The 12,621-nt window shown below is 49.6% G+C and carries 9 protein-coding genes; 6 read left to right on the top strand and 3 right to left on the bottom strand.

The features are described 5' to 3' along the window. Positions 1-92: 92 nt before the first annotated feature. Complete coding sequence (locus tag JMI88_RS10025) at positions 93-3,509, bottom strand: family 43 glycosylhydrolase (protein WP_201361691.1); 3,417 nt, start codon at positions 3,507-3,509, stop codon at positions 93-95. 1,046 nt (positions 3,510-4,555) lie between these two features. Between JMI88_RS10025 and JMI88_RS10020 the strand changes: the two genes are divergently transcribed. The 3 genes from JMI88_RS10020 to JMI88_RS10010 all read left to right on the top strand — a co-directional run bounded on the left by JMI88_RS10020 (position 4,556) and on the right by JMI88_RS10010 (position 7,500). Then, positions 4,556-5,749: an ROK family transcriptional regulator gene (locus JMI88_RS10020; protein ID WP_201361690.1), complete on the top strand. Its 1,194-nt coding sequence runs from the start codon at positions 4,556-4,558 to the stop codon at positions 5,747-5,749. A 387-nt stretch (positions 5,750-6,136) separates the two neighbouring features. Then, positions 6,137-7,330: a permease gene (locus JMI88_RS10015; RefSeq protein WP_201361689.1), complete on the top strand. Its 1,194-nt coding sequence runs from the start codon at positions 6,137-6,139 to the stop codon at positions 7,328-7,330. A 20-nt stretch (positions 7,331-7,350) separates the two neighbouring features. Continuing rightward, positions 7,351-7,500 (top strand): hypothetical protein, encoded by a 150-nt coding sequence (locus JMI88_RS10010; RefSeq protein ID WP_201361688.1) that lies wholly within the window; start codon positions 7,351-7,353, stop codon positions 7,498-7,500. Here the strand turns inward: JMI88_RS10010 and JMI88_RS10005 are convergent. Continuing rightward, positions 7,495-7,755: a heavy-metal-associated domain-containing protein gene (locus tag JMI88_RS10005; RefSeq protein WP_201361687.1), complete on the bottom strand. Its 261-nt coding sequence runs from the start codon at positions 7,753-7,755 to the stop codon at positions 7,495-7,497. The genes JMI88_RS10010 and JMI88_RS10005 overlap by 6 nt on opposite strands. A 52-nt stretch (positions 7,756-7,807) precedes the next feature. Further along, entirely contained in the window at positions 7,808-8,074 is a 267-nt protein-coding gene (locus JMI88_RS10000) for a metal-sensitive transcriptional regulator (protein WP_201361686.1), read from the bottom strand. A 369-nt stretch (positions 8,075-8,443) separates the two neighbouring features. On the opposite strand from JMI88_RS10000, the gene JMI88_RS09995 reads away from it, so the two are divergent. From JMI88_RS09995 to JMI88_RS09985, 3 genes are all read left to right on the top strand, one after another. Next, positions 8,444-9,226: an LLM class flavin-dependent oxidoreductase gene (locus JMI88_RS09995; RefSeq protein ID WP_201361685.1), complete on the top strand. Its 783-nt coding sequence runs from the start codon at positions 8,444-8,446 to the stop codon at positions 9,224-9,226. A gap of 909 nt (positions 9,227-10,135) precedes the next feature. Beyond that, on the top strand, positions 10,136-11,446 hold the full coding sequence (locus JMI88_RS09990) for a PAS domain-containing protein (protein WP_201361684.1): 1,311 nt from the start codon (positions 10,136-10,138) through the stop codon (positions 11,444-11,446). Next, the gene (locus JMI88_RS09985; RefSeq protein WP_201361683.1) at positions 11,443-12,621 is read left to right on the top strand and encodes a sensor histidine kinase; all 1,179 of its coding nucleotides are present in this window, start codon (positions 11,443-11,445) and stop codon (positions 12,619-12,621) included. Before JMI88_RS09990 ends, JMI88_RS09985 begins: the two co-directional genes overlap by 4 nt.

Here is a 12,621-nt window from a genome sequence, read left to right as displayed (position 1 = left end):
GACCTTGCCTGGCTTTTGGTGGATCAGATATCAATAAAAAGGCCCGGGCGCACCCCGGGCCTTTTCTGATAGCTTCTCTGTCAGAGAGCTAGTTACTCTTGATGAATCTGGATATTCCCACCATTGAGAGTGAGGGGATCGAAAGTCAGATCAGCTACCACTGCACCTCCAGGACTGCTCAATTTAAGACCGAACTGGTCGTTAGTACCTGGTTCACCGTTATCAACGCCAGTTACCTGGAAGGTGTAGTTGCCTACCCCATTGTTAGTAGCTTTGCCTGTAAAGACCGCTGTACTGGAAGTAGGGCTACTTTTGATGATTGCCAGCGTGTCCAGTACGTTGCTCTTGACTACAACATCCCCAGTAGGCCGGTGTTCAATGTAGATAAATTGGCCCTGGGCCTGCCCATTTTTGAGATATTTGACGTTAAAGCCGAAGTCAGCCCGGACGCCGCTGTGAATAAGAATACCTCCGCCGGTGGTAAAGCCTAACGAAGGATCATAGACTGTGAGAATACTATGAGCACTGCCCTGATAGTATTTGCCCCCCACAGTTATGACTACGTCGTAGACGTTGACGGGGACATTCGTGAAGGCACAACTAACAGCCAGTTCAGAGCCATTGAGCGTACCGCTGCCAGCAGTACAGTTAACTGTCGAGCCTGGGCCTATTGGAACAAGACTAAAGTTGACCGGGGTAACCTTGCTGATGTCGCCAGGGCTGCCATCAGCGACCTCCTTGATGGAGGCACTAAGGTTGAAACTGGGAGAAGCGCCACCAGCAGTCGCCACCTGCACCACTGAAGGGTTGGTACTGGCGGGGGTTACCACGGTGTCTTCTTTCGTCACTGTCAAACCAGTGCTGTCGGAATTATCAGTGAAGTTGGCATTGGTCGAAGTAAAGTTAGCAGTGACCGTGTAGGCACTATCAGGTTGCAGCTCAACCTTATAAGGCAAAGTTGCTACTCCTGTGCTATCAATCTGAGCCGAACCTACTGACAGAGGTTTGCTTAATCCTCCACCGCTGATAAAGAATTCTACCGAACCGCTGAGAGTTTGATCACCCAGTGAGACCGGGCTAACCGTAGCATTCAGATTAATCATATCGCTGTACTGCACCGGAGATGGGGTAACAGCCACTTTGACGTTGGTAGACGCTTTAGCAACAGTGAAGGTCTGTGCCATATCCGCCGCTGGCTTGAAGTTGCCATCGCCCGCCTGCGAGGCAGTGATCGTACAGTTGCCCGCGCCGGTCAGGTGGACCGTTGCGCTGGTGATAGTGCAGGTGCCGTTTGCCGCGAAGCTGACCGGTAGGCCCCACGTGGTGGTGGCAGCGACCTTGAAGTCAGCGTCACCGTAGGTCTTATCAGGGATCGCAGGGAAGGTGATAGTCTGGTCGGCTTTGCTGAAGACCTTGATTTCATACAATCCGGGATTATAGCCGGGTGGGTTGCCATTTGTAAAATTTATGTATTTCGATACTGTGATGCGGAGATAGCGGTACTTTGCGGTGTCTACAATATTATCGGAAGTGAAGCCCAGATCTGTGTTGGTGCTGCGATCAGCGAGCTGCGTATAAGTTGCATTGTCTATACTGCCGTAAATTTTATACTGATAGTACGCTTCTGATCCTCCGACTCCTCTCCAGGTCAGGTCGATGCGGCCAATGGACTTTGCTTCGCCCAGATCTATGTTCACTGAAACCGGCAAGGTCTTGTTACTTGCTTCCCAATAGGTTGAGTATGATCCGTCATTGGCAAGCCCCGCGTCATGACCTGAACTGCTGGTTGTCGCCGTTACTCCCGCACCGGAAGAAATCAACTGCACCGATGGCGCCAGGAGGTCACCGGTGGTGACATTCAACTTGAATCGGGAGACATAATCCATGGTCGCCGTGCGGTTGACACTGTCCAGTGTTAACGGCAACCAGATATACTCCGAGGCACCCAACTTGTTCGGATGCCAGCGGTCGCCGGCGTAAATATAGGTGGTTTTCGTCGTGCCTTTAACTGTGAGGATAAATGCTGGCTGCGTGTAAAACGACCAATTGTCGCCAAAATTTTGTGGCGCTGACCAGGGTCCGGCCATCGAGGTCGCCGTCGCATATTTTCCTTGATTCGGCGCCCAGCCGGATTGTCCCGACGTGAACAAATAATAGATGCCGTCTTTTTTCACTACCGCCGGGGCCTCTCGGCGCTGCCCCGCATACAGGACTGCAATTCTTGTTTGAACGTTGAGATAATCTGGCGTTAATTGATAGACGTTCAAATCGAGATTGTTGTTTGCACTGGAGATCAGGTAGGCGGTGCCGTCATCGTCCTGGAATAAGGTGAAATCCCGGGATTGGTCTCCTAGCGGGTTGAAGCTGCCCAGATAGGTGAAATTGCCATCCGGAGTATCGCTTACCGCGACCGCCACCTTGGCTTCATTATAATTTGCCGCTGGTTCTTTATGCCCCCACATCACATATTTATGGGTAGCCGCGTTATAGAGCACTTTCGGTCGCTCGATTTTGGCATCTGCTAGCTCTGGGGCCGAATTGACCGTAAGGATATTATTTCTGAAGCTCCAATGCACCAGGTCCTTGGAGGCATACGCCGCGACGTTGAGGAAGGAGGCGTTGTTTTGTGACTTATCTTCCCCATACCAGTAATAGGTATCGCCAACCTGGAGGATATAGCCGCCATGGCCCTGGATCACGCTGGCGTTGTTATCGGGGCACCAAAAGCCGGCGTTTTGAATGAAATCATCTTCAGGTTTCGGCGTCGTTACTTTTACCTCGGCGGATTTTGCTGATTCTCCGGTGGGATTAACAGCCGAAACGGTATAGTAATAAGTCGTTTCCGGTGTTAATTGGCAGTCTATACCATTGGTCGAGATGTATAAGTTCTGGTTGACCGGGTTGATAAGTGTATACGGTCCACCCGGCTGGGTAGCACGGTACAGATTATAGGAAGTGGCGTCGGTAGCCTGACTCCAGCGAAACTCCGCACTTTGTGAATTAATTTTTGCCACGGACAATCCTGTCGGTACGCCCGGCAAGGGAATTGTGGTCTTCGCACTAATGGTATCTGATGAGGCAGACTCTAATCCGTCGGCGGTTTCATAGGTAACCTTGTAATGGTAGGTCGTTCCTTTGGTTAATCCCGTATCTTGATAGGAAGCGTCTGTCCCCTTATAGATAGGTTGAAAGGTCCCTGTCGCGCTGCTGGAGCGGTACAGTCGATAAACGGTCGCTTCTGGTACCGTATTCCATGTTAACGACACTGACGTATCCGTTATGCTGCCGGCGGCTAGCCCGGTTGGGGCGGCTGGCGCCGGAGCGGTCAGGTCTTTCACCACAACATCGTCAAACCCGGCCTGTCCCCAGTTCGTGCGGAAGCCGATCTTCCCGGCCGTGAGCGCCGTATCCGTCACCTCGAAGCGGGTGTCACCGTTGAGAGCGCAACGGATGGTGCTGCCTTGAACGGTGATACGCAGGGAATACCAGGTATTGGTTGTCGGAGTCAAGGGAAAGCTTGCGAAGATGGTGGAGGTTCCATTGACCTTTTTCGATATCTCCAATTTGGCGTCGCCAACTTTATCAATCCGGCACATGTAGTAGTTGTTGCTGTCTTTGTAGCGAGCTACCAGCCCCGGATACGGCTCGGTATCCATCAGTTTTACTCTGGCTTCGTACGAATAATCCGTCCAGGATGGGTCACCGGCGATGGCGTAGGCTTCGTTATTAATACCCGTCTTACCTTGCGAAAGTATCTTATTAGAAGCATCCGCAGGGTCTGTGATCACCGACCACGGTACATTCTCTGTTGTTGCAAGCGTCGTTGAGGTCGTCCAGGCCTGGGTAGTGTAATTGCTATCCTGAAAATCGTCAGTGAAGAGAGGAGTTGTAGCTGCAAAAGCAGATTTTATGGGTAAAAATTGAAAGAAAGAAATGAATGTAAGAACAACTACGGCATTGATTGTTATCTTAGTGAAAAAAATCATCTGTTTCGTTGGCATATTCATTGCCAGAATGCTTCCTTTCTACGTCTCTGCACAATTAACCAGCGCATTCCTCCTGGCAGGCGCATGCACGTCAAACTGCGAAAATAACTCGTGTCCTGGCGACCTCAGGCTTTTGCAGCCATGTTAACCGGACAAACGCTTGTCCGTATTTTCGGCTGCCGGCATCGCTTCAAAAAAGAGCTATTTCACACTTTCCAGGTTTTTGTTCTGCTGCCTTGCAATTAATTTATTTGGTGGGTAAATAAAATATAAGTTGCGGGGGAAGTTTTGTCAAGTAGGAAAGCACAACAAATCTTCCAGATTTGAAAATTATGCCCCTATTTCCACATTTTCGTCTGGAGGACTGCATATTTGCGCATGTAACGCTTTTTATTATATGTGTTAAACCGTTTTTATACGGATGTTTGAAGCTACTGAATCGCGTAACGTTCCCCCAAGGCTGGCAGGTGGCCCTTCGGTGCTGCCTTTCCCTTGACAAAATGCTCCAGCGCTTCTATATTTTATTTTATTCTTAAATAAAATAAATCTGCAGAGAAGAGGGCCTGCGTATGGAGCTAGATACAACTTTAACCGACTACAAAAGCTTACGCGATAACAATCTGCATCGTCTGTTGAATCTCATTCGCCTGAACGCCCCAGTTTCCCGCCCTGATCTCGCTACAGCGTCCGGCCTGAGTCCAGCTACCGTGCTTGCCCTGACGAACGAACTGAGCAAACGTGGACTGATCATTGAGAAAGGTACAGCCAATGCGCCACGTGGACGCCGCCCAACACTGCTCGCACTTGATCCCGCTGGTAGCTACGCGATTGGTTTGATGATCCGCGAATGTGAAACCGTCGGCTCGATCATCAATCTGCACGGCTCGATTATTGCTTCGTTACACTGGAATCTCAACCTCGCCGAGCAGAGCGAGCATACGATCGATTGTATCGCAGAACTGGTGGAGGAACTGATCAGTCAGAACGAAGCTACCTGCAAGCACATTATCGGCGTTGGGTGCGCTGTCTCTGGGTATATCGATAGTCAAAATGGTATCTGTGTTGATTCCTGGCAACTGGGCTGGCACAATTTCGCGCTTGGTCCGTTGTTGTCTGAGCGCCTTCATATGCCAGTTCTAGTGAGCAATAATGTGAGTTGCATCTCCTGTTATGAAAATCTTTTTGGGAGGGGACAGACCTATCAGAACTTTCTCACAATCGCGCTGGGGCGTGGCCTGGGTCTGGGAATCGTGCTCAATGGCGAGATTTATAGTGGCTCTACTGGTGGCGCGGGCGAATTTGGGCATACAGTCGCCGTCGTGGATGGCAGGCGCTGTGAATGCGGCCATCGTGGCTGCCTGGAAGAGTATGTCGCGCACCGGGGACTCATAGCTACCTACAGCGAATTGCTCCGAGCTGGTGGTTTTTCACAGGCAGAGCCGACGCTTGAGCAGTTGCTACAGAGTCCGCCCGACGACCAGATGGCGAGCCTGACATTCCGGAAAGCTGGCCGTTTGTTTGGCGCGGGCCTGGCCAGTATCGTCAATCTCTTCAATCCCGAATGCATTATTATCACTGGCGAAGGTATCGAATATGGTGAACGCTTTTTCGATCCCGCGCTGCAAATGCTCCATGAGCAAGCCTTTTCTCGGCTTGCCAGCTCGCTACAAGTTATTCTTGAACCCTGGTCGGGTTATGAAAGCTGGACACGTGGGGCAGGTGCACTTGTGCTGAGCCATCTTCTTTTCACACCAGTCAGATAGGAAAATACAGATCCCTCAAGATTGTTTTGATTGTTATGGTGAAAATCACCATCACCTCAAGTGGCGGTAACCATTCCCACTCTCATATGCCAGTTGGAAATGTTTCATCTACCTTATTATCCTGCCATGATGCTGTTGGTTCTAAAGGTTCAAGGGCATGAGCATGATCCAGATGGATCACGACGTCGAATTGTTCGGGTAAGCGTGCATAGAAGTAGTGGCTCCTTTAAATCTCTTCAGAGGTTTTGTGATGATGGGCCGTTGACAGCCTGCACATCATAGATTATACTTCCTACATACCCCTATGCGGGGGGTGTGGGTATGGCACAGTAAATGCGAGAAAGCATTAGCATATGATCCGCCAGAAAAAGAGAAAGAAAAACTGCCATGCAAATTATAGAAAGTCTTGAACAGGCCCTTTTTATGGCCTTCAGTATGTTCTGGGAAATTCTGTGGCCATTGATACTCGGCTTTACGCTCTCTGGTATTGTTCAGGCCGTGGTGTCCCATCAGTCGATAGCAAAAGCACTGGGCGGTGATACGCCAAAACATCTAGCTATCGCCACATTGTTTGGCATTGCCTCCAGTTCCTGCTCGTACGCAGCGGTCGCCCTGGCGCGCTCCATCTTTCAGAAAGGAGCCAGCTTTACCGCGGCGATGGTTTTTCAATTAGCCTCAACCAACCTGGTGATCGAACTGGGCATCATCCTGATTGTCTTAATGGGCTGGCAATTTATGGCGGCGGAGTATCTCGGCGGGCTGCTGATGGTGATATTTCTGGCGGTGATTTTCCGGCTCACCCTGACGCCACGGCTCGTGCAAGAAGCGAGGTCGCAGGCCGAAAAAGGGGTGATGGGAAGAATGGAGGGGCATGCGGCGATGGATATGAGCGTATCGGGAGGCTCTTTCTGGAACAAACTCTTTAGCGGCAAAGGATTGACCTCTGTCAGCAGCTACTTCGTGATGGATTGGGCATCGGTCTGGGTGGATATCGCGCTGGGGTTACTCATCGCAGGTGCGCTGGCTGCCTGGGTCCCCGATTCGTTCTGGCAAGCCTTTTTCCTATCCAACAATCCCACGTTGGCCAAGATTGAAGGACCACTGATGGGACCGCTGGTGGCCATGGTGAGTTTCGTCTGCTCGGTGGGCAACGTGCCGCTGGCCGCGGTATTATGGCGAGGCGGGATCAGCTTTGGAGGTGTCGTCAGCTTTATCTTTGCTGACCTGATTATTTTGCCCATCCTGGATATCTATCGCAAGTATTATGGATGGAAGATGATGAGCTACATTCTCGTCACGTTCTATATCACGATGGCTGCCGCGGGTTACGTGGTCGAGTTCCTGTTTGCCGCTTTGGGTATTATCCCCCAGAACCGCAATGTCGTAGCGATTACCGACGGCATCCACTGGAACTATACGAGTGTACTCAATATTATCTTTCTGGCGCTGGCAGCTCTGCTGGTAATTCGATTTTTCCGCACAGGCGGCCTGGCCATGTTAAAAATGATGAACAGGTCCGAACAGCAGATGGATCATCACGGCAATGAACAGCATGAAATGCATCATCAAAACATGTCTTGATGAGAAAAAGAGGAGAAGTAATGAAACAGCGATCCATGTATGTGCATGCATGGATTAAAGCTCTAGCGAGCAAAAATACTTCAACCTCTTTTGACTTAAAAAAAGCGTATCCTTATTCACTGGACAAGGATACGCTAATGGTAAAAAGAAGCATTGCTGATTTCTTATAGCAGATTCAATGGCTTGCCCGTAGTGCGTGGGGTTGGTGCGGGATCTGGCGATACGGTATAGCCGGCGTCGTCCAGCGTTGCTTCGATCTGTTGCAGCGAGACCTGGTCTGGATCAAAGCGCAGATGGACGCTTTTCGTAGGGATATCGGTCGAGACCTCCTCTACTCCGGCAAGTGCGCCTAAGGCGCCATTGATAGTCTTTACACAATGTTCACAACTCACATCGGGGACCGAAAGGGTCATATCTTTTGTCATAGTATTCTCCTTTATCTGGGCATGGGTAGTCAGCCACATACAATAATTTCTATCAGCGATTTCCCGCTAGATTATAGAGTTGGACGAGCTCCTGAATGATTTCGTCTCCTCTTCCCTCTGCCATACCTGCGGGGACACATGTATGTAGGTGGCTATCAACGAGCAGACTCTCGAGCTTCTCTATAGCTTTGCGTACTGCGTATGTCTGACGCAAAATATCGACACAATACTTATCCTCTTCAACCATCTTCCTGATGCCACCCAGATGACCCTCAATATAATTGAGTCGTTTGAGGACATCTTGTTTATCTGCATTCATCTGTCTCTTCCTTCTAACCCACACCCACCCGGTATGGGTATAAACAGAATATAACATATCATCCTTGCCTTTGCAAGTTGCCGCGATAACAGAATCGTGGTTGCTCTCGAAAAGTAGAGGGATGGTCAATGTGTCTCGCGCTGAGCACATCTGGCACCGGTAGATAGCATATCGAAAAACGTAACTATGCAGTTTCTTCCATGGTATCATTCGCCTCGCTGCTTTTGTCTGTGCCAATTGCATCTTCGCAAAACCTGCGCAGATTTGCTTGGATTGATTGTATAGAATATGACGAGGGATGTCATGATATAACATGTAAACTATTTGAATGCTACATAAAAATAAAGTTAAACGGAAAAGGAGATATCGATGCGATATGGACTTGCGTTTCCTTATGTTGATGCTCATACGTTCATTGAATTGTCTCAAGTAGCTGAAGCAGCAGGGTGGGATGGGGTCTTTTATTGGGATGGTGGAGGGACCGATCCATGGGTTGCGTTGACTGCTGTTGCTATGCACACTGAATGTGTGCGCCTGGGCACGATGGTCACACCATTGCCTCGCCAGCAACCCTGGAAGGTTGCCAGTGAAGCGTCCACGTTGGACCATCTGTCTAAAGGGCGAGTCATTCTCCCTGTAGGATTAGGGGTCATTGACCTCGAAAAAATGGGCATCGTAAAGGATTATAAGATTCGTGCGAAGATGTTAGATGAAGGACTAGAAATTGTAGATCGGTGGTGGAGTGGGGAACCATTTTCCTACGATGGTGTTTACTATCAGATCGAGGAGGCCAGTGGTATGCCTTCACTACAAACGCCACGCATCCCGATCTGGGTCCATGGGAGTGAAAAACAAAGTCAGCTTCTGCGTGCAGCACGCTGGGATGGTGTTAAGATGAATGGTACTCCAACCCAGATTCAGAAGGATAGACAAGCCATCATGGCCCATCGTACTATAGCGGCTCCACTCGATATTATCACTGAAGGCCAAACTCCCGGTGACGATCACGAGAAAGCTGCTGCTACAGTGCGTTCATACGCCCAGGTTGGCGTTACCTGGTGGATAGAAGCTATCTGGGATACGCCACAAAGCACCGGAGGAGTAGACGGCATGCGTACCCGTATCAGGCAGGGACCGCCCCGCATTGAATAAGGATGTTTAGCCATCCCGGATTTTTTGAAGAGTCGCATTGGAGCATTTTGTTGTTCCATGTCTGATATGTCTTTTCGTCACAAAGCCGCCGGCAGCAAGAGCAAGTTATGAGTCGTTTGGGATAACTGCGCCGGCGTGCGGACCTCCTGCAGCCTTCCTTGCGCAAAAAATTTCACGTTTCGATTTCCCATGTATACGATGCTCTCCAGTTGGCTAAAAATTGGTTTGAGCTCTCATCATAGCATGATGAAGGCGCGTAAAACTTCTCGGATCTTGCTCAATTGCGAAGATATCAAGTATATGCAATGCACTATCCTGTGAATAACTGAAAAGGAGATACTATTCAGACCATTTCTTGAGCCTGGTTAATGTGCATGCGATCTCATTCATTTCCCATATAGAAGCGTAAACAGAGGGCGTATACTTGCTTCTGATAGTGAATTTACAAATAGTGAAAAATAAGAAGCGAATGCATTAATTATGCATAAGGCTATTGAAATCTAACTCCACTATTGATGTCTTTTGGTTGACATTCATATAGACGATATATTATTATTCTATGTATCGATGCATCATATTTATAGATGAGCATTGGTCGATAATCGCAAGGCTGTCAGCGGTGCTAAAAGCCTGGGGCATAGTGAAACAGAGCATTGTGGAGGAAGAGTAATGCTTCATCCATAACATCATTCCTATGATTACCACATAACTGTACCTGTTTCTAGCAGGTACGGTTTTTTGGAAATAGATGGAATATTTTCCGGTAGAAAATCGCCGATGACAGAAAGACAGATAAAACGGAACCGCTAGTATAGTGTCAATTGTATGGTCACCTGCTAAGTTAGAAGATGTTTTACTCAAACTAACATTACTGCTCACCCGTAGCTTTGATATAAGCCGGAGGTCCGTATGTCCGATTATCTGCCAGCAAATACTGCTACCGTCTCTTCGACAAAACAATATCCGGTAAAGTCACATGGCTCTCTTGATGCTGATATTATCATCAAGAACGCGCCGGACCCGGTTTTTGTTTCGGACCTGGAAGGCAAGGTCCTGTCGGCTAATGACGCCGTCTATGAACTGCTGGGCTTCCGTACCGACGAGGTGCTGGAGCAATCGTTGTCGCGCTTTATCAGTGCGGAAGAGACCCGTGAGTTCACCGCCGCCCTGCGCGAAGTAATTGAGCGTGGCGTGACCCGTAATACCCGGCTCAATCCCCGTAGTGCTTCGGGCGAGATCATCCCAACTAGCCTGAATGCCTCGGCGCTGCGCAATGCTGATGGCCATGTAATCGGCGCCATTGGTATCCTGCGCGATATGCGCGAACTGGATAAAGCCCTTGCTTATGCCGATAGTCTGATTAAAAATGCGCCGGATCCGGTCTTTGTCTCGGACCTGGAAGGCAAGATCTTGTCGGCTAATGATGCCGTCTATGAACTACTGGGCTTCCGTACCGACGAGGTGCTGGAGCAATCGTTGTCACGTTTTATCAGTGCGGAAGAGACCCGTGAGTTCACCGCCGCCCTGCGCGAAGTAATTGAGCGTGGCGTGACCCGTAATACCCGGCTCAATCCCCGTAGTGCTTCGGGCGAGATCATCCCAACTAGCCTGAATGCCTCGGCGCTGCGCAATGCTGATGGGCGCCCCATTGGTGCCATTGGTATTCTGCGCGATATGCGCGAACTGGATAAAGCTCTCGCTTATTCTGATAGTCTGATCAAAAATGCACCGGACCCGGTCTTTGTCTCGGACCTGGAAGGCAAGATCCTGCAAGCCAATGATGCAGTTTACGAATTGCTCGGTTTCCGTCCTGATGAAGTGCTGGAACAATCGCTGTCGCGTTTCATTGGTCTGGAGGAGACTCGTGAGTTTCTGGCTGCCTTGCGCGAGGTTATTGCTCGCGGCGTAACGCGAAATGCTCGGCTCAATCCCCGTAGCGCTTCGGGTGAGGTTATTCCAACCACACTGAATGCCTCGGCGTTGCGCGATGCCGATGGACGTGTAATCGGTGCCATTGGTATTTTGCGCGATATGCGTGCTTACGAGAAGGTGCTCCAAGATCTCCAAGAATCTAAAGCGGAACTGCAGGAAAAGATTCTGGACCTGGAGAAGTTCGAAGAAGTGGTTGTCGGCCGTGAACTGAAGATGATCGCCCTTGAAAAGCGCATAGAAAGCCTCATGCGACAGATGGAGAATCGTGAGCGAGGAGTTAAGCAATGAGTGCTACCAATCCTCTCGATGAGAAGGTTCATAGGGATGAAGTGGATCGCTTCCAGCGTCTGGAATATGAATATAGGCGTCTTGAATACAAGCGTCTTCTAGAGTACCGGCGAACACTTGAATTGCGCATTCTTAGAAGCGAAGAGAGGCGACGGGCCTTAATACACATCCTGCACGGATTGAATAATCTCAATAAGCAACTATCCGATCAGCGCAAGGCAATGATTCATATCCTGGCTGATTATGAGCAGGATCGTCGTGGTCTGGCTCAACAGACAGTGCGCCTGGACAATTCTCGTCGCACGCTCTTGCATATTCTGCAGGACTCGCATCACTCCAACCTGCGCCTGGAGGAAAGTCGTAAGGCGATGATCCATATCATGAGTGATCTCAAGGAAACCACTGAGGAGATTAAACGCCAGGAGCAGGAACTTCGTGAAAAGCATGAACAGTTGATACAGGCGGGAAAACTGGCTACTCTGGGAGAATTGACGACCGGAGTCGCCCATGAGCTAAACAATCCTTTGAACGGTATCAGCCTGTTCGTGGGTAACGCAATTGACATGATCGAATTCGGCCTGGGGGGCACAGAATCTCAACAACTGTTACGTGAACTGCGCAACACCATGCAGCAGGTCGGCAAGGCAACCAGTATCATTTCGCATTTGCGTACCTTAGGGCGTACGTCTTCAGCGCGCCGTGAGCCAATCATACTCGAGCTTGTCTTGCAAGAAGCGTTGACACTTATGCAGGAACAACTACGCCTGCGCCAGATCGAAGTGCGTCTGGATTTCCCCCCCGAAGAGATCAAAGTGCTGGGTAATGCGATCCAATTGGAACAAGTATTTCTGAACCTGCTCACTAACGCGCGTGACGCTATGGCGGCTAGCGAGCATAAATGCATTACCATTAGTTGTGCGATCAAAAATAATATCGTCGAAATAGGGGTGAGCGATACGGGGACAGGTATTCCACCAGAAATAGAGAAGCGCATTTTTGATCCCTTCTTTACAACAAAGGAGGTTGGGCAAGGGACAGGACTAGGTCTTTCTATCACCTATGGCATTATTCGGGATTGTGGAGGCACAATCGTACTTGAAAACCACCCAGGGAAAGGAGCCGTATTCGTGATCCAACTTCCTCTTTTGCAACAAACAGAGGATGCAGCTTCTTAG

It is taken from the genome of Dictyobacter formicarum, from assembly GCF_016587435.1.
The sequence above is the reverse complement of the archived record's forward strand: the minus strand, read 5'-3'. Positions and strand labels throughout refer to the sequence as shown.